The sequence below is a fragment of the Streptococcus sp. CF10-1 genome (genome assembly GCF_024295825.1).
Taxonomy (GTDB): Bacteria; Bacillota; Bacilli; order Lactobacillales; family Streptococcaceae; genus Streptococcus.
In genome coordinates this window covers 223,942-242,454 of record NZ_JANCPQ010000001.1, presented here as the reverse complement: position 1 = coordinate 242,454, position 18,513 = coordinate 223,942, and the positions used below count along the sequence as shown (strand labels likewise).

The following is an 18,513-nucleotide window of genomic DNA, read 5'->3' as shown; positions in this document are numbered from 1 at the left end:
TTAAGCATTCCTTTTATTGAGGTAACGGTAAAAGGTTGTTTTGCTTAATTTAGAGGCATCAAGAATTTGACGAATAGAATACTCTTTGCTGTCATACATTTTTAAAGCTAAATCAATTGATAGCTTACCTTTACTTGGACGGCCCCCTTTTTTTCCTCGGACTCTGGCTGCCTTAAGACCAGAGTTAGTTCGTTCAATAATAATATCCCGTTCCAGTTCTGCTAAACTAGCCATAACTCGGAAAAAGAATCTTCCCATAGACGTTGAAGTATCTACGTTATCTTGAATAGATATAAAATTGACACTAAGTTCTTCAAATAATTCAGAAAGTTCAATCAAATGTTTAGTTGATCGTGAAATTCGATCTAACTTGTAAATGACAACAGAATCTCCTTCACGTAGTAGGTTGATCATTTCTTCTAATTGCGGTCGGTCTTTTTTCGCACCAGTTACTTTTTCTTGAAATAATTTATCAATTCCATAATGAGTAAGTGCATCAATTTGTAAACTAAGATTTTGATCATCCGTACTCACTCGAGCATAGCCAAAAATCATAAAAAACCTCCTTAATTTTATAATTTAAATGTACCATAACTCATTAAGTATAACTATATAGGAACTATGAAAAAGGAACGGATTTTGGTACTTGATTTACTTAAAAAACATTTAGAAAAAGCAGGAAAATGAAAAGGTACCATAAACGGTCGTTTATGGTACCATTCAAATTTATCCTTATTGTACAAAATAACAGCGAAATTTTTAAATCTATTCCTTATCGATACAAATTCCCCGTAGGCGCTAGGGACCTCTTTAGCTCCTTGGAAGCTGTCAGTAGTATACCTAATAATTTATCTACATTCCCTTTAGTAACGTGTAACTTTCCAAATTTACAAAAGCGACTCATAGAATTATTTCCTCCCGTTAAATAATAGATAACTATTAAAAATAGACAATACTTGCTCATAAGTAACGGTACTTAAATTGTTTACTTTGGCGTGTTTCATTGCTTGATGAAACTGATTTTTAGTAAACAGTTGACGATATTCTCGATTGACCCATTTTGAAACAAAGTACGTATATAGCTTCCAATATTTATCTGGAACATCTGTGGTATGGCGGGTAAGTTTTATTAAGACACTGTTTACTTTTGGTTTAGGATGAAAGCATTCCGCTGGCAGCTTAAGCAATTGCTGAATCGAGACTTGAGTGTGCAAGAGCAACCCTAGTGTTCGGTGAATATCCAAGGTACGCTTGTAGAATCCTTCTTCAACAATCAGATAGATGTCAGACGCATGGCTTTCAAAAACCACTTTTTTAATAATTTGTGTGCTTAAATGGTAAGGAATATTCCCAACAATTTTATACCTCTGTTTGTTAGGGAATTGAAACTGTAGAATATCTTGGTGAATTAAAGTGACACGAATGTTCAGTTTTAATTTTTCTGACGATAAGTTGAATAGATGACTGTCTAATTCAATAGACGTTACCTGTTTACTTATTTTAGCCAGTTTCGTCGTTAAATGCCCTTTACCTGTTCCAATTTCGTAAACGGTATCGGTTTCTTTTAAATTCAATTGTTTTATTATTTGGTTGAGTACTTTTTCACTCGTTAAAAAGTTTTGAGAATATTTTATATTTTTGTTCATGTAATCACTCCTGAAGTGATTACATCTATAAATAAATACAGAAGTTAAACGATTTGTTTGTAATTTTAGTTATCTGTTTAAAAAGTCATAAGATTAGTCACTGGTAGGAATTAATCTAACGTATTTATTTATCTGTGTAATCACTGTTTTTAGTCTATTTCAAAACAGTAGATGTTTTATCTACATTACGCATTTGGAATACCAACATGACGAATCCCTCCTTCTTAATTACAAATTTTTAGCATCTAATTTAACTTCAATTCCTATTATACAAAATTTTAAGATAATGCACTATCAACACACTCTTAAGTTTGCTTCTAAGTCTTATTTCCATAACTTTAGGGTTAACCATACGCAAGACCAATCACTCTCGGACAATACTCATGATTTTAATGATAAAATCCATGTTAAACCCATAGATAAGAAATACACCTGCAATAACCGTTACCTGTTTGTGCCAATTTAAAAATGCACCACTTTTTTATAATTAAAACGGTTGAAAACTGTACCACTAATAACTCACAATAGAGAGATGTCACCGTCAAGTTAAATGTACAAAATAACAGCGAAATTTTTAAATCTATTTCTTATCGATACAAATTCCTCGTAGGCGCTCGGGACCCCTACCTGCTAATAACTTGGTAAAAAGCACCCGACGATTACAGATAGAGAAATACATGGATAGCTTTACAGACAAAGAACTATCCTTAATGGAATCTTTAGCCAGCGGTATCAACGAAGCAAGAAACATCGAAGACTAATTAAAAGAATCCATACATAACGGAAAGAGCCGATAAAATGAGATTGTATTAATCTCATTTTATCGGCTCTGCGTCTTTGCGTCTGGCTCTGTAATCACAGTTACTTTGAACTGCTTTATTTCAATTAAATTTTCTTGTCTGCATTTCGGACAATAGAGGGGGAATTTTTTTAATTCAGTATCTTCCCTTATCTTTAATCGTGTTTTATTTCCACATACAGGACACAATATCCACTTGTAGTTTATAATAACTATCTCCTCCTTTACACTTTAATTCAAATCTTTATTAAAAAATATTTCATCTTATTTAACAAGAAACCATATTTATATAACAACATAAAATACACTAAGTTATTTTATTGAACATATATCGTACTTTATCTATCCGACTATTTGGACGACGGGGCTGGCAAACAGGTTCACCGGTAGTAACATGGTACCCTTTTAACTCTGTTAAACAAACACTACGTCCATTTGTAAAGAAAGTTAAATCACTACGATATTCTTGAATACACCGAGCAGGGATTTCTCCACTAAGAATGACCTCATTATTTTTCAATTGAGTGTCTACGATGTTCGCACAATATTTAGGAGCATCGTTGTATGCTCGTGAAAGATATTCCTGTGGCGCATAAATTTTAAAACTAAGATATGGCTCTAACAATTCTGTTCCAGCTTTTTTTAAGACTTGTTCCAATACAATAGGAGCAAGCATCCGAAAATCTGCTGGGGTACTAACAGGGCTATAGTATAAGCCATACTTAAAACAGATTTTACAGTCCGTCACATTCCAACCATACAATCCTTGTTCACAGCCATAGCGTATCCCCTCCATAACTGCATTTTGAAACGATTGATTTAAGTATCCAAGAGAAACCGAGCTCTCATACTGTACTCCGCTCCCTAATGGAAGCTGTGCTACAGATAGACCAATGGAAGCCCAGAAAGGATTTGGCGGCACTTCGATGTGAATGGTATATTCTGCATTTTTTAACGGTCTCTCCATATAAATGACTGTAGGCTCTTTTAGTTCTATCTCCACATGATACTTTTCTTGCAACAGTGCACTAATCACTTCCATTTGTACTTTCCCTAAGAAAGAAAGTATAATTTCATGTGTCGTAGAATCCACGTAATATCGTAGAAGCGGATCACTATCTGAGATTTCCAAAAGGGCATCAAGCAACATTTCTCTCTGTTCAGGTTTACTCGGTTCAACAGTTGTTTGTAGTAGAGGGTGCGGATTTTCAATCTTTTTTCTCTGTGGCAATAGTTTTGTATCTCCAAGAACACTATTTAACTTCAAAAACTCATTTTGCAAAATAACAATTTCTCCAGAATAAGCTCTATCAATCTTACATAATTCACCATTTATTGAAGTATACATTTCTGTAACTTTTATTTTTTCTTTTTCTGATACTCTAACCGAATCTCGTAAATGTAGTACTCCACTATAAAGGCGTATATATGCAAGACGTTGTCTTTTTTTTGTATATTCAATTTTGAAAACATTTCCGCAAAGTTCAGACGGACCTCGATGTGTTGATGAATAAAATTTATTAGTAATAACTTCTATAAGGTTATCAATCCCTATATTACTTTTTGCACTTCCGTGATAAACAGGGAACAGAGAACAATTCTGAAATCTTATGCTTTCCTCTTGTTCGAGTTCCAATGCTTCTAATGATTTACCGGACATATATTTCTCTAAAAGGTCATCGTTTCCCTCTATTACCGTATCCCATTGTTCAGATTCGGTAAAGTTCGTCACACACATATTAGGATACAGTTCTACCTTCTGTTTGATTACAATTTCGGCAGAAAGTTTCTCTTTAATATCCTGATAAACCGTTGATAAATCAATTCCATTTTGGTCAATCTTATTGATAAAAAAGATTGTGGGAATCCCCATTTTCCTAAGTGCATGAAATAATATACGAGTTTGTGCTTGTACGCCATCTTTTGCAGAAATCAGTAGAATTGCCCCATCTAAAACTGATAATGAACGATATACTTCTGCTAAGAAATCCATATGTCCTGGCGTGTCTATGATGTTCACCTTCGTATTTTCCCACTGAAAAGAGGTTATTCCTGTCTGAATTGTAATTCCTCTCTGACGTTCTAAAAGCGTATTATCCGTCCTCGTTGTACCTTTGTCCACGCTTCCTAATTCTGTAATCGCTCCACTGTTATATAATAAGCTTTCTGTTAAGGTAGTTTTTCCTGCATCAACATGAGCTAAAACTCCAATATTAATAATTTTCATGTGATTTTCCTCCATTCAAAAACCCAAAAGGGCATAAAAATCCCAGTGATAAATACTTTTATCACTGGGATTTTTATGCATAACCATAGGTATACAAAGCATACAGATATTCTCTGGATACTTTAGAATCACATGATAAAGGTATTCTTAAACTGGGTACAAAAAACTAAGCCCTCCTAAAAAAGGACATCTAATTATTTGTTCCCGCTATCAAATTGACAGTTTATTTAAGAATACCTTGCCGCATATTTATTAACTCCTTTTAAATAGATACTTAAATTATAGCACGTAAGAGCATATTTGTAAAGGAATCTCCAATTTTTTATCAAAGAGAGTACGTGATTACAAAATAGCTGTAATAATGTACCAATATTTGTTATTCTATAATCTTCCAATTACTCCCGTTCTTTTCAAGTACCAAATCAAATTGAGATACCTGCGTTGCTTTGGTCTGCTGGTCGATATACTCCACTGTCAGCGATACCGTGACTTGATTATCCTTACGATTGTGAATAGGATTTACCAGTTCTTGAAAGATGTACTCTTTTCCGATTTGTTTTAATATCCCGTCATTCACATAGTAGGAAAGTTCACTGGCTGTCGCTGTAGGATAGAGCTTGAAGAACGTCGTTAAAAACTCATTGATTTCATTGGTTGTAATGGAATCAACCGTCCCCTCACTTTCAATGGCTTTTGGTTTATAACTTGATTTCTTAGGTATGTTGGTAATGGTCGGATTCTTAACCAGTACCATATTTCCAGAACCATCTACATAGACACTCACTATATAAGCAGAGTGGACGGTCTTTGTATTTTCTCCCTCTGTAATGAGCTGGTCTACACTGTAGGTTACATTAAACTCATTGTCGCCAGTTGGCTCTACCGTCCATATCTGAAATCCTCTTACAGAAGACGATACAGGAATATCTTTGCGTACTGTATCAACATTGAGAGCTTGAAGTTCATCTGTCAGATAGCCTTTTAGACTTTCCATTCGATTATCAATGGACTTATCGGATTGCTCCCATGAATAGTAGACTTTCGCAAAGTTCTCTACAAAATTTTCTACATGATGAGTATCAACGTATTCCTTTTCTATGATAGTTGTTTCGTGAATAGTATGAGTATCTATAGCTGTAAAGTGCTTGAATATCGCAAAGCTGAAACTAAGCCCTAAAAGTACCCACAAGGCAATCACAACCTTTTTATGAGGATTGACCTTATAGTAGACACGAGGTTTCTTTTCCTTTGGTATCTGTTTTTCTTTATTCTGATTTTTTCTAAATTTCATCATTAAATCTTCCTTTCTCATTGTTTGATTCGTCCTGCTCCCACTAAATGCTGTTGCCAGTAGGGGCTTGTTAAGTCGGCATAACCGATTGGGTCGCCTGCATGAAACATACGGTTATTGCCAAGGTATATCCCAACATGAGTAATATAAGAGCCAGCGTTATAGGTAGAATGAAAGAAAACCAAATCGCCAGCTTGTGCTTCCGATAGTGGGATATGCTGGGTCACATCATATTGCTGTTGTGCGGTTCGTGGTAAGTTAATTCCAGCTTTTCCATACGTCCATTGTGTCAGTCCGCTACAATCAAAAGAAGTAGTCGGGGAAGCTCCACCGTAAACGTATCGCCAGCCCTCATATTTCAGTGCTTCGTCCATGATGGCTTGTACCGTATCATCATCAAACTCTGTTGTGACAAGATACTGCGTTACCAGTTGCACATAAAACATATTGCCATAGTTGTATCGCCAGCCCCCATTGATAGGTATGGCTATGGGATTGGGGTAAGACACTTTTTCGCCACCTGAATACTCTTTTGAGAAACTTTGAGCCAGTTCAAAGGTATATTTATTTCCACGATTAGCCACATACCCTAAGAAACCACCACCATAATTGTAGGACTGGATAACCGATTCTAAATCTACACTGAGCCTTTCGCTACTGGCTAATAATTCACTGAAATACTTCACACCTTGCTTAATGGATTCTTCTGTACTCAATGAATTAGGTGGAAGACCGAGGGATTCCGAGGACTGCATAACATCTTCCGCAGTACCGCCCGATTCCACCTGTATAATCGCAAGAAGTATGTTGACATATTCTTCAACGCCATATTCTTTGGCATATTTTTCTACCATAGGCTTATGAGCCAGCACTTCTGCGGAAACATTCACACCTCCATAATGAATATTGGAAATTCCGCTGTCCTGTTCATCTGAAAATAAAATGGCAACAAACAGAAGCAGTGAGAAGACCATCAAGAATAATCCAGAACCACCAATCACTAAAGTTTTCAACTTCATGGTTTCTTACCGACTTTCTTAATGGTGGCGGTTTTGATTGGTGGTCTACTTCTTGTATTTTGTAGTGGTACTCTTTGAACAGTAGACGGACGTTCTTTTGTGATTGGACGTTGTGAAGTTCTATCTGCTGTAGTGGTTGAAGTTGCTGGCTTTTGAACGGTTTTTTCTTGAACGGTATTGCCTTGGCGTTCCACTTTTGGACTTGAAAAATCGGACTTAACTGCTGGACGCTCTTGTTTGGCTTGTTGAGATTCCTTATATGAAGTCTGAATATTAGACTGTTTTGAGGTCTGTTCATCATGATATTGTTCTTGTCTTGTAGTCGGTCTTTCATGAACAGAAGAAGCAGGCTGTTTTTTCTGTTTGACCTGTTCCATTTCAGAGCGACGCTTCGCAATGGTTTTTCGCCTTTGTTCCTGCTGTTCCTTGCGTCCACTGGCTCTGTCCGCTTTGGTTTGAGAAATACTACTGGTTAAATCACGGACATTCTCTTTTACTTTGGATTTTCCTTGATATACTGCATATCTTGCATTGGTCGGCAAATCTTTAACCTGTTCTTTCAAACCACTAGCAGTGTCTACCATTCTGTCTTTGGTATCAGCTACTGTACCGATGGTTTGACCGATACGTTTTCCAAGTGTTGATTTTTCCTTTCCGTCTGGTCGGGAGTGATCTGCTTGTGTCCTTGCAGAACTCCCCGAACCCGACTGTCCTTTTTTACCTGTAACAATGGCAGACCCAGCCCCTAGAGTAGTCATGGAACGTCCAAGTTTCCGCTGTAGACGGTGCATGTGAGCGTGCATAAGCATACGAGGTTTTCTCATCACACGACTTCCCACACTTTGAGAATCGTTACTCTGTAGAGAAAACATACTCATTAAATCGCCCAGCTTGAAGTAGATTCCTGCAAAGGTCACAATCTGTAGAAAAGCAATCAAAAAGAACGGATAACCAGCCGATAAGGTATAGAGCATGGTTGAAATACTAAATGCTGTCGTAATAATCAATGTGATTCCAGCTCGTGTCAAAATGGTATTAAAGAGCTTTGTTATGGCTCGTTTTGACATACCATCAAATGATGGAATCATGCTTAAAATAAAGCTCACAGGCAGAAACATAGCATAGATGATAAAAAGTACCTGCGAGAAAATCATGATTCCTGTTAATAGGAATACAAATATGGAAATCCCAATATTGAAGACAAATAGGAAGAAGACTGTACCTAAACGGTTAATGGTCTTTGTAATGGTTAGATTGGTATTGCTTCTGTCTTCAATTTCTTCCGCAACAATTTTTTCTCTGTCTTCGCCATTGTTGGAATCTGGGCTGGTGGAGAGCAGGCTTTCCACACGGTCAATACCGATACTTTCAATGTCTGAACTGTTGTATTGAAGCAGTAGCCACGGTTGCTGAACCTGTATGGAAAACAGGCTATCTCTGATTAAGTCCACGCTGTCCTTGCCTTGACTATCGGAATGGGGCATGACAATCTTCGTGCCAAGTGATAAACTGGCATTACTGATGTCTGATGAAAAGTCATTGATTTTTTTAATGTAGTCGGGAGCGTAGGCAATAAAGGAAGCCGATAGGATAAACACCAGCACAAAATTCATAATGGCATGAATTGCCTTTGTGGTTTCTCTCTTTATCAGTCCCGTATAGGCAACATAAACCCCAAGAACCAAAATCAAGAGTAAGAGGAATCCAACATAGAAACCCTCTGTTGAAAATCCGTTTGCACTCACACCAGCTAAGGTCTGCATATTCTTACCAATGGAATCTGCTGTAGCGGAAATGAAGTCTAAGGAATAGGCTTCCTGTACTAAGTAACCTGTCGCATTGGAAACATACAAACTGATTGTCCAAATAAAATTGGTAATGGCATATAGTCCATACATGACCTGTTTTCCAATCCCGTCCGACCAGTTCCACGGAAGCCAGCCCCAGCTATTATCCACATAAAAATCCAGTTGATAGTTTTCAAGTGGGTATCGGCTGTATTCATTTGCCACATTGACCGTATCATCTACCAAGCCCGCAGCTTGAACCACCGTTCCCAGCATGGCTAAAAGAAAAATGGCAATCACAAGTGTGAAAGCCACTGTCATTGCCACTTTACCTAGACGTTTCAGCGTCCAGTTTGATTTTATTCTGTTTACTATTGATGGTTTCACATTTACACCTCTTTTCGCACAGGTGGTCTGGTATCAAAGGCATGGAGCAGTTCTTCAAATACAGGGTGGAACTGTATCACACCGACACGACCATATAAATCACTGATAAGGCATTGCCCGTTTTCCAAATCACGCAATCGCTTCTGATTGTTTTCGTCCTCTGGGTCTACACCAAAAAAGGCTAAGGTCTTTTTAATCTCGTTAAGGTCAGTGGAACGAAATGCAAATTTTAAGCCGAGGTTATTTTTCAGTTTTTCATCTAAGAGGTCGTCTGTATTTTGGGTCACGAAATATACCCCAGCGTTCATAGCACGACCAGCCCGAACCAGCTTCATAGATAGTGTTTTTCCTTGTGCTACCTGTAAAAAGCTCCATGCTTCGTCTAAATCTACAATCTTGAAAATGCTTCGGTCTGTATGGATAAAGTCTAAAGCAAAGGTACTAATGACAATCAGCATAGCAACGGATAAAAGCTCCATAGTGGTATATTCCTCAAAGGAAGTTTCCTTGTCGGGAAGTACCAAGTCCGCAACCTGTATAATGTTCAGTTGTTTTTCTAAGCTGATAGACTGCTCCACATAACCATTACTGAATAATAAATGTGCAAAGTCATAGTCTGTAAAACTTTCGATATGGTCGGCTATACTGGTACTTAGTGGCGTATTCTCAACCCGTAATTCCTCAATCACTTTCATCAACCCTCGTACTTCACTATTGGTTACTGCACGAATGGCTTTTCTAAGGATTGGGAAGCGTTCCCCATCACGAGAGGAAATCCCCGTAAGGAATGTCAGAATATCAATAGCCAGTGATTCAGAATCTTTGGGATTTTTCATAATCACATAAGGGTCAAGTAAGCCTTTGTTTTTCTCATCAGAAGTCAGAGTGACGATATTGATTTCATGGGAAATCTCTGGCAAGGTTTCTTTCCATCTGCCACGTTCTGCTTTTGGGTCTACAATCACTGCTTGTGCCCCATAAAGCACCGCATAATAGACGATAAGGTTATTCGCAAAGGATTTACCACCACCCAGCGAACCAACAAAAGCCGACGCTAACGCATTGGTTACTGAACCCTTAACCCCTTGACTGGCAAGAGCAGGTTTCAGATAGACATTGCGTCCAGTATCTAAGCTGTAGCCAACATAAATCCCCTCATTTTCCCCCAGCATTTGAGTAGCACCAAAACCTAAACCAGCGAGGAAATCAGAGGTCACGTATTGAATATAATCATTCATATAACGCTTGCTGGCAGGTAAAAATTCTTCATGTAAGCCGAGCATATCCCCAAATGGTCGTACCAGTTTTACGCTTAAATCGTCATAAAAATCTTTCACTTCATTACAACGACGTTTGAGTTCGTCAAGATCATTTGCTGATACCCTTACCACATAAGACAGCTTGTACATAGATTCCTTGCTTTGGTCTAAATTGGTTTCCAGCTCATTCACACTTTCCAGAGCTTCCGCCACATTGGAGCTGGTTTCATTATCACTTTGCCAAGCGTGGTTATCCAAGTCTTTCAGTTCTTTCTTTTTATTGCGGACAGTAGATAGGGCTTTACGATTCGCTACAATTTCCACATTCATTGACGTATCAATCGGGAATGTAAATTGCTGTTGCTGGTAGTAGAAGATTTCAGAGGACGGGAAGTCCAGTTCTCCGACAATGCTGTTAATGGTAAAGTAAGCTACATAGACGGTTTCATCTTCCTGCTGGATTTTCAAATATCGCTGTTTTTCTTCCACCAAACAGCGAGTAGGCTTAATCAAGTCATAGTATTTAATCAGCGTTTCATTATCCAGCTTTTTCTTTGATAGATGGTACTCATACTCTTCATAGGCAGTGCCTGTCTGTCCGTAAAGGTGTTCAATCAGATAGCCGAAGTCGTCCTTATCTAACCTGCGGATTTTGAAACGACGAGAGATTTTATTTTCTAAGAGCTTTTCCATCTTCTGAAAACGCAGGATTTCATCATTACTCATACTAACAAAATCGCCCATCAGCTTATGGTTCACATCATAGACAAAATCAGACAAAGCATTTTTTGCTTCAACGGTAAGACTTTTCATAGAAAACTCCTGATCGTTGAGAAGCAACTTAAAGCCGATAAAGAAACGGTAGTTCACTTGATTTTCGCCAATCATGGATATTAAAGCGTCTGTCTGTTGGTCGATTTTGTCATAGGCAACCGCTTTGAGCTTGCCAGTGACTTCATTTTTGGAACGCTCTTGTGCAGAACGTATGCTGGATTCTGTACTGATTTGTAAAGCATGAATTTTGCCATCACGATTTTGTGCGATAAGCTGTCTGAAAGAATCATGCACTTGTATTTTCTGTTCTGGACTTAGAAATGAGTAATTGTAAGGAACAAGCTCATAGTAAGCATAACATTCCCCGTCTTTATTCCAGACGAGATTGTTTTCAATGTATTTAATTGGATATGCCATAAAATTCACTCCTAACTGCTGTAATGGCTTCTTGTGGCTGGTTTCTGCCAAGCGTTACTTTTTTTCCTGCATAGGTCAGCTTTGGTCGCAGTGCATAAGCAATGACAGACTTCAAAAATCCATAAGGCTTTTTACCATCAAAAGTTTTTGTAGACATAAACCATGTGAAAGCCACAGGAATCCCAAAGTATTTGAGAAATGCTCCCTCTATCATGGAAAGAGGGGGCAAGTTGCCAAGTATCATCACTGCAAAGAGTGACACGACAAACCATGTCATTTGCGTAAAGGTTATGGGAAACGGAAGTCTAAAATCATTGATAGAATACAGTACCTTTTCCACAGACCAGATACTGGTATAGCTTCGTATTTTCTTCATGTAATCAATCCTTTCATAAAAAATAGGGGTAGCTGATTGAGCCACCCCGTAAAATAGAAAATCTGCCAGTAGTAATGTACCGACAGATTTAATAGACGATTTCAAAAATCCCATGATTGGTTGAGATAAACGTTCCTGAAAGGTCTAAATCCCGACCATAGGCTTGATAATCAATATAGTTTTGAAGACTAGCTGGTACTTCGCCTAAAGCACCCGTTTCTTCAATGTAGTAGCGTGCCACGTCATACATATCATCACAATCGGAATGAATGATAATATCCTCTTGATGTTCGCTTAGTTCTTCAATGCTTGAAAAATGAGTGAGCAGAGCAGATAGCTCCGATTGTAATTCTTCGGGTAATTCCGATACCATTTCCCATAGTCGATTGAGTTCGCCAATGGAAGTGTATTCGTCAACCGTAAAGGGTAACTCGTAGTCATGAATGGCGTATTCCTCATATTCATCATTCAAGCCGATTTTCTCTTTGACTTCCTCAAAGTCAATGGGAAAGGTAAACCACGCACCGACCAATTCGCCCTCATTGTATTTGCCTAAATTCGCAATATAGACTTGCATATCGTCCATATATTCACGTCCTTTCTTTGTAGAGATTCAAAAATCCCTACCGCACTTCGTTTGGTGTACCATTCCTTTGCGGAACATAAGAAAACCACTTATATTCCACAAAAGAACGGTTTTATTTAAGCACCAATAATGCGATTGAATAGCTCTAGTAAAATGTCTTTTACTCCAGCAGCGTTGAAGACTAAGCCAACCGCAATAATCGCAATAATTAAAAAGCCAATCACAACGATTGCTAAAAGCACCAGTGATTGAGCGTTTGATAGAAACCAGTTATAAAGGTTTTGTCCAAAATTCATAAAAATGTTCTCCTCTCTATATTCAATGAATTTGTATTTGAGTTATTTTTTTGTTGTTATCACGTCCTGTTCTTTTACTGACTGTTGCTTCAAAATCTGCTTGTGTCGGTCTGTCAGTTTCGCATGGTCGAGAATGTCTTTTACAACCTGCGTCTGGTTGATTTCATCAAGTTTAATCGCAACCTTTAAGGTCGGGGCAACTTGATGAGATAGCCAGTTCAGCGTCCTTTGGAAGGAGTAAGGCTCTGGTTTTGTGGTTAGTTTTAATCGTTCACGATTGTTCCCAATAAACCAAGCCCATTCTTCATTCAGTTTCCAATCAGAACGAGGTTTGGAATCGTCTTTATCTACAAAACGGATATACCGATTGATAATTTTAAAGGCGGTATGCTCTGGATTGTCATAGACGAGTAAATCACGGACTGCATAATAGGCACGCTCATTTTTCAATCGAATCTCAAAACGGTTTTTTACTTCTGCGTCTTCAATGGGAATATCATTTTTCTTGTACTGCTCGTAGTCCTTTTCATAGATACAGAAATAAACTTCACTTTGTAATGAACCGATATAGAGGGTGTTTCCCATACATTCCTTTTCCTCTTTGCGTACCAGTTCGCCACTGCGATAGCTTTTAAAACTGCGGAAGACGGAGATACATTCTTCCTGTTGGCACTTTTCAGTGAGTACAGGGATATTCAAAATCCCTGTCTTATCGTTAATGGCAAGGTCAAGGCGTTTCATCACACCGCCAGCCACCAAAACGTCCATAAAGAACTCATACCAGCTTCTTTGTTGTGCCAGAAGATAGCTTTCAAATTGTCTGCACCCACGACCTTTCAATTCCACCAGAACTCCTTTGTCCAGTTCATGGGAGCAAAGGACGAATATGTCGCCTAAAGCATAATGCTCTGAATAAGAATAGAAACCATAGTCCTCATGAAGAAAATAGGACAGTTTCAGTTGTAAGATGTTTTCGACCACCTGCTGTACGTCTGTTGTCGGAAAGCGAATCCTTACATAATCAAACAGCATTTCAAGGGGAGCGTCGGGATTGAAGCGTTCCAGAGCTTCCCAAAGGGACTGCTGTAAATCCTCTGATGGCTTGACTTTTCCTGTTTCAATATCGCTTAGATACTGCCTTGTAATACCAGTCGCAACAGCTAAACGGTTTTGAGATAGTCCATAAGCCAAGCGTTTTTCTTTTAAATGCTGTAACCAAGTTTGTTCATTCAGTAAAAATCCCTCCAATCAAAAAGGCGTATGTCAACTTTTAAAGCCCATTTGACATACGCTGAAATTTTGTAAATCCCTTGTAACCAAAGGATTTTCTAATGTTTTTTTGACTGTTTCCTGTCGATTTGTACCCCCCTGTTAGATACGGGGGGTTAAGTGCTGGCGTGGCTATTGCCACACCAGCCAGCAAGATCAGTCCACACCTGCGACTTCCGCTTCGCACGTCGCCTGCGTGGACTGTCTGCTGTTGGATAACTTTTTAATTTCCTCCAAGAAATCATATCCTTTTGGTACAAGGGGAGTATAAAACTCTGATATGACACTTGTTCCTACATCAACATAGCCACGACCTTTGATTCGCTTTAAGAAGAAATCCTTTTGTACGTCACTGCCAAACATCATGCCATAGCCCATTTCAGACATACGACCTAAAGCCACTCTGAAATTAAACTGATCACGGATTCCGTCGCCTAAATATTTTGCGTCTGGACGTTGACAAGCCAGTATTAGAAAGAAGCCAGCTTGACGACCTAACATGACAATCTGTTTCAGCTTATTCATAACTGCGGTGTTTTCTTTTGTTCCCAGCATTTCCATGAAAGCGACGTATTCATCAAAGATTAAGAAGTGTGCCGGGAGACCTAAGTAAGCATAATTTTTGCCAGTCTTATAGTTCTTCATCTGCTTCATTTCCTCACTACGTTTCATCATTTCTTCATAGAATGTTTCAATGCAAGAAAGCAAGTCTTCTTTTCTATAGTAGACATTTGCCATCACAGAACCTAAGTCCGCAAGGTCAGCATTTTTCGGGTCAAGAATATACAGTTTTGAATCTGTATGAAGCAAGGCTTCAATCAGTGTCAGTATAAAGTAAGTTTTACCGCCACCTGTACCACCAGCAATCAACATATGAGGGAGCTTATCATATTCCCACCATACGTTTTTCATTAAGCGAAGTTTACCATCTTTAGCTTCTACTTCATCAATAGAAATACGACTGGCTATGGTGTCATAGAGCAAAGTATATTCCACATAGGAATCCTTTAACTCTTTATCCGTCAGCTCACAGTACAAGCCACTCTCTAATTTCTTTTCCAAGTGTAAGAGTTGGTCTTGATATTTTCCCAGCGTGATTTCCACCCGTATCTGTATCAAGCCATTTTTAAGTCGATAATACATTTTAGGGAAGTAGGTTATCTTTTCCTTTGTACGACCAGCACTATCTTTAAAGAAACCCTCTGTTTTGACCTGTTCAGATTCATACCACTTGTTTTCAAGTATCATCTTTGCCAGTTTTTGACGGTGGTAAAGTTGTTTAACCGTATCATAGCGAACCCGTTTGAATACAAACGCTACCAGCAAGCAGATAAGAATTGCGACACTGAAACTGATAATTAAATAGGGAATGTCAATCTTATCTGCTTGTGATAGGTTAAAATCCTGCCAGTTGATCTGCTGGATTGTCTTCACATGAAACAGTCCGACAACCAGCAGGAAAACAGGCAGGAGTGACGCTATCGTAAAATGAAAGACTAAATCTTTACCAGATGGGCGAATCCTTTTACCACGCTGTTTCATGCGAAAAAGTCTCCTTTCTACCTAGCGACTATTTGTCTTGTGTCGGTTCTTTCTTTGCTTGTGGTTGAGCTTTGAATGAACTAGAATCCTTTGTCAGCACAATATCGTCTGCCTTGATATACCAGTCAACATCTGCTCCTTGATAGGTGGCAGTAGCAACGGTGTCCGCAATGGGATTGATAAGTTCCACCCGTGCGTTATAATCAAACTCTTTCAAAGGCACGCTGGCAGGAATACTTACTTGAATCATGCGTCCTTGTCCTTTGGATTTTAAGTCATAGGTACGTTCCTTGATTTCATCTGAAACCGACCCGTCTTCATTTTGGATTCTCACTTCACGACGTAGAGCAGAGAATTTCAATTCTCCAAAAGTCGTGTCTTTATCTAATACAATGCCATTTGCTAATCTCATCATTTTTCCTCTCTTTCTTTATTCTTTTATCATGTCGTCAGCATGTAAAAGGTAATTTGTAAAACCACGAGTGCCGATTTTGTAGCCCTCTGCGGTAATACGTGGATTGACTAACTTCACACGTTCCTCAAAGCCGAAATGTTTTTCGCCAGCTTCAGCAGGAAGCACCACCACAATATCATCTGCTCTTTGAACATCAGAATAGAGATTATAGCTTCTTGATAAGACAGTTAGCCGTCCGTTGATTCTTCGCTGAACGACTTTATCCTCGCCAGCAAATTCTAAATTGCCGAATGTTTTTTCCATGTTGGGAATCACAAATTTAAGTTCCATATTTTTACCTATCCTTTCTTTTTTATTGGCTGAATGAATGTTTGATGGTCTTAAAGAGTGGGGAACGACCTTTTGATTCTTGATTTTTTGTTTTCATAAGTTCACTTCCTTTCAAAATCGGGTAAAAAAATAGACACCTCATTTTTTGAAGTGTCTACCTATTAAATATTCAAATTTTATTGGAAGTATCTTTATATCTTCACTTTTCAAGGATAAATCGTCGTATCAAAGCTCATTCATAAGTAGTAAATTAGTAGTAAATTGAGTGGTTTTGACCTTGATAAAGTGTGATAAGTCCAGTTTTTATGCGGATAACTAGATTTTTATGCTATTTTTCTAATTAAAAATTAGATAAAACAGAAATACCATATAGTTAATTAGTATTTTCATCATTTAATCAACTAATCAGCCTTCCCAACATCAAGACCATTGGACTCCTTTTGTGATTGCACTCGAATCTCCAATTGTTTATTCTTCTGAATAAACTGTTGGTAAGGAATTGTATTACTAAACATAAAAACACCTAGTAATGCAAATGTAACTAATTTTTTAATTCCACGTTTTTTTCTCATGCAATGAAACCCCTTTCTTTTTCCTTGTTTTTATTCTAACATATGTAGTTTATTCAGTCAATTATTTTTATTGCATTTTGAACTTTTTTTTTTTTTATTACTATAAAGAATTATTTATTCTTTTAACTTGCTATTTTGAACTAAAAATTTTATAATGAAATTAAGCAAATAGGAAGGTTTATTATCTTTAATGAATACACTCGCAGAGAAATTCAGATTAAAAAGAAAAGAGCTAGGACTCTCCCAACAAACTCTTGCAGAAGGAATTTGTGAACAAAGCCAGATTAGTAAAATTGAGAGAGGGCATTTCATTCCCTCCGCAGACCTTTTGTTCAAACTCTCACAACGACTTGAAGTACCATTAGATTATTTTTTTAATGAACAAATTGAAATTAAATCTAACCTCTCTAATTTCAAGCAATTATCTGCTCGACTATTAGATGACAGAAATTATGAAGATTTGGAATATATTTATAGAATAGAGATTGAACGAAGTACTTTTCTAACACTAGAAGACCGAACTTACCTTGAATGGATTAAAGCTATTATTGACTTCTATCAATATGACAGTAAGTGTGAGGCTATTTCTTCATTGGAAAATATATTATTAAAAGTCTCCTCAAATACTCTGATTTATTTAAAGGCATTGAATACTCTATCTAATTTCTATTCCTTAGTGGGTCGTGAACAAGAATATGAGGCAAACTACTCTCATTTAATGGAGTTATATCAGACAAAAAATTTTGAGCATCAAGAGTTTTTATTTGGCTACATCAGAGTTCGTTACAACTACTCTCACTACCTAGTGTCAAAGGAAAAATATAACGAAGCTATCCAAGAAGCTCTTGAGACGATTGAACTCTGTAAACAAAGACAGACAAGCTACCAACTGGCTCCCCTACTTATTCTTGTAGGAAATGCTGGAGCCAAATTTCTAGACAAAGAACAAGTCAAAAATTATTATATAGAAGCAAGAGAGTTATGTAAGATTTATAACAATCCTTTAATGTTGATGAAGATAGAAAATTATTTGAAGGAATTAGATACTGTATAGTTAATCTTGACATTATAGTTTTTCTGAAACGTTAAATAACCTGTAAGGCTGATAGTGATATTAATACTATCAGCCTTATAATTTTTCCATGGTATCTCCAATAACTATACTGATTTTGTTTCCCGTTCTAATTTGGTAACATTTTGATTTCTTGTATTATCAAGTATATTGATAAAATTCTCTAATCTCCTAACCTTATATTCGTAATCATCTATCCATTTAGTCATAAATCTTTGATTTTCTTCGATTTCTTTCTCCACCTGCTCCAGTTTGATAGTTGAAGTCAGGTTCATCTTGGCAAAGAGATTGAAAAGAAAAATGATAAATAAGAGTAAACGATAAGATAAAACCATTGAGCAGTTGAATTTATCCAACAAATCAATAAAAAAACTAGTAAGGAAATAAGTGAATAAATATAAGGAGATATTTGCTCAAAATGATGATTTTTTTGTATCGTATGTGATAAC

20 protein-coding genes and 3 pseudogenes are annotated in these 18,513 nt (G+C 37.4%); 2 read left to right on the top strand and 21 right to left on the bottom strand.

Annotated features, from left to right (window positions below; all coding sequences use genetic code 11):
* From NMM25_RS01210 to NMM25_RS10545, 4 genes and pseudogenes are all read right to left on the bottom strand, one after another.
* Complete coding sequence (locus NMM25_RS01210) at positions 1–555, bottom strand: recombinase family protein (protein ID WP_000576156.1); 555 nt, start codon at positions 553–555, stop codon at positions 1–3.
* 353 nt (positions 556–908) lie between these two features.
* A complete protein-coding gene (erm(B), locus tag NMM25_RS01205) occupies positions 909–1,646 on the bottom strand; it encodes a 23S rRNA (adenine(2058)-N(6))-methyltransferase Erm(B) (protein ID WP_001038790.1) in 738 nt (245 codons plus the stop codon).
* A gap of 154 nt (positions 1,647–1,800) precedes the next feature.
* On the bottom strand, positions 1,801–1,854 hold the full coding sequence (locus NMM25_RS01200) for a 23S rRNA methyltransferase attenuation leader peptide (RefSeq protein ID WP_117115223.1): 54 nt from the start codon (positions 1,852–1,854) through the stop codon (positions 1,801–1,803).
* A gap of 48 nt (positions 1,855–1,902) precedes the next feature.
* Positions 1,903–1,986 (bottom strand): annotated as a pseudogene (locus NMM25_RS10545) (MLS leader peptide); the annotation flags it as partial.
* Positions 1,987–2,269: 283 nt separating this feature from the next.
* Here NMM25_RS10545 and NMM25_RS01195 point away from each other — a divergent pair.
* Positions 2,270–2,407, top strand: a pseudogene (locus NMM25_RS01195) (XRE family transcriptional regulator); the annotation flags it as partial.
* A 59-nt stretch (positions 2,408–2,466) separates the two neighbouring features.
* Here NMM25_RS01195 and NMM25_RS01190 read toward each other — a convergent pair.
* The 16 genes and pseudogenes from NMM25_RS01190 to NMM25_RS01115 form a co-directional block, all read right to left on the bottom strand.
* On the bottom strand, positions 2,467–2,634 hold the full coding sequence (locus NMM25_RS01190) for a cysteine-rich KTR domain-containing protein (RefSeq protein WP_000336323.1): 168 nt from the start codon (positions 2,632–2,634) through the stop codon (positions 2,467–2,469).
* Positions 2,635–2,752: 118 nt separating this feature from the next.
* Positions 2,753–4,672 carry a tetracycline resistance ribosomal protection protein Tet(M) gene (gene tet(M) / locus NMM25_RS01185; RefSeq protein WP_254735697.1) on the bottom strand — a complete coding sequence of 640 codons (1,920 nt, stop codon included), beginning with the start codon at positions 4,670–4,672 and terminating at the stop codon, positions 2,753–2,755.
* A gap of 15 nt (positions 4,673–4,687) precedes the next feature.
* Positions 4,688–4,735: pseudogene (locus tag NMM25_RS10565) on the bottom strand (hypothetical protein); the annotation flags it as partial.
* Between the two features lie 313 nt (positions 4,736–5,048).
* Positions 5,049–5,984, bottom strand: a complete 936-nt coding sequence (locus NMM25_RS01175; RefSeq protein WP_254735696.1) for a conjugal transfer protein — start codon at positions 5,982–5,984, stop codon at positions 5,049–5,051.
* Positions 5,981–6,982, bottom strand: a complete 1,002-nt coding sequence (locus tag NMM25_RS01170; protein WP_000769868.1) for a lysozyme family protein — start codon at positions 6,980–6,982, stop codon at positions 5,981–5,983. Before NMM25_RS01170 ends, NMM25_RS01175 begins: the two co-directional genes overlap by 4 nt.
* Positions 6,979–9,156, bottom strand: a complete 2,178-nt coding sequence (locus NMM25_RS01165; protein ID WP_000804748.1) for a CD3337/EF1877 family mobilome membrane protein — start codon at positions 9,154–9,156, stop codon at positions 6,979–6,981. Before NMM25_RS01165 ends, NMM25_RS01170 begins: the two co-directional genes overlap by 4 nt.
* Before the next feature lie 2 nt (positions 9,157–9,158).
* Positions 9,159–11,606, bottom strand: coding sequence for an ATP-binding protein (locus NMM25_RS01160; RefSeq protein ID WP_000331160.1), 2,448 nt, complete (start codon positions 11,604–11,606; stop codon positions 9,159–9,161).
* Positions 11,590–11,982, bottom strand: a complete 393-nt coding sequence (locus NMM25_RS01155) for a conjugal transfer protein (protein WP_000723888.1) — start codon at positions 11,980–11,982, stop codon at positions 11,590–11,592. Before NMM25_RS01155 ends, NMM25_RS01160 begins: the two co-directional genes overlap by 17 nt.
* 88 nt (positions 11,983–12,070) lie before the next feature.
* Positions 12,071–12,568 (bottom strand): antirestriction protein ArdA, encoded by a 498-nt coding sequence (locus NMM25_RS01150; RefSeq protein WP_000342539.1) that lies wholly within the window; start codon positions 12,566–12,568, stop codon positions 12,071–12,073.
* A 116-nt stretch (positions 12,569–12,684) separates the two neighbouring features.
* Complete coding sequence (locus tag NMM25_RS01145; RefSeq protein WP_050302345.1) at positions 12,685–12,864, bottom strand: hypothetical protein; 180 nt, start codon at positions 12,862–12,864, stop codon at positions 12,685–12,687.
* Between the two features lie 42 nt (positions 12,865–12,906).
* Positions 12,907–14,112: a MobT family relaxase gene (mobT, locus tag NMM25_RS01140; protein ID WP_000398284.1), complete on the bottom strand. Its 1,206-nt coding sequence runs from the start codon at positions 14,110–14,112 to the stop codon at positions 12,907–12,909.
* A gap of 22 nt (positions 14,113–14,134) precedes the next feature.
* Positions 14,135–14,287, bottom strand: coding sequence for a hypothetical protein (locus NMM25_RS01135; protein ID WP_000879507.1), 153 nt, complete (start codon positions 14,285–14,287; stop codon positions 14,135–14,137).
* A gap of 2 nt (positions 14,288–14,289) precedes the next feature.
* Complete coding sequence (locus NMM25_RS01130; RefSeq protein ID WP_000813488.1) at positions 14,290–15,675, bottom strand: FtsK/SpoIIIE domain-containing protein; 1,386 nt, start codon at positions 15,673–15,675, stop codon at positions 14,290–14,292.
* 28 nt (positions 15,676–15,703) lie between these two features.
* Complete coding sequence (locus NMM25_RS01125; protein WP_000985015.1) at positions 15,704–16,090, bottom strand: YdcP family protein; 387 nt, start codon at positions 16,088–16,090, stop codon at positions 15,704–15,706.
* A gap of 15 nt (positions 16,091–16,105) precedes the next feature.
* Positions 16,106–16,420, bottom strand: a complete 315-nt coding sequence (locus NMM25_RS01120; protein ID WP_000420682.1) for a YdcP family protein — start codon at positions 16,418–16,420, stop codon at positions 16,106–16,108.
* A 401-nt stretch (positions 16,421–16,821) separates the two neighbouring features.
* On the bottom strand, positions 16,822–16,992 hold the full coding sequence (locus tag NMM25_RS01115; protein ID WP_001227861.1) for a PhrA family quorum-sensing system peptide: 171 nt from the start codon (positions 16,990–16,992) through the stop codon (positions 16,822–16,824).
* Positions 16,993–17,182: 190 nt separating this feature from the next.
* On the opposite strand from NMM25_RS01115, the gene NMM25_RS01110 reads away from it, so the two are divergent.
* The gene (locus NMM25_RS01110) at positions 17,183–18,046 is read left to right on the top strand and encodes a helix-turn-helix domain-containing protein (protein WP_001093611.1); all 864 of its coding nucleotides are present in this window, start codon (positions 17,183–17,185) and stop codon (positions 18,044–18,046) included.
* A gap of 104 nt (positions 18,047–18,150) precedes the next feature.
* Here NMM25_RS01110 and NMM25_RS01105 read toward each other — a convergent pair whose 3' ends face one another.
* Positions 18,151–18,399 carry a helical hairpin domain-containing protein gene (locus tag NMM25_RS01105; protein WP_000244521.1) on the bottom strand — a complete coding sequence of 83 codons (249 nt, stop codon included), beginning with the start codon at positions 18,397–18,399 and terminating at the stop codon, positions 18,151–18,153.
* Positions 18,400–18,513 lie beyond the last annotated feature (114 nt).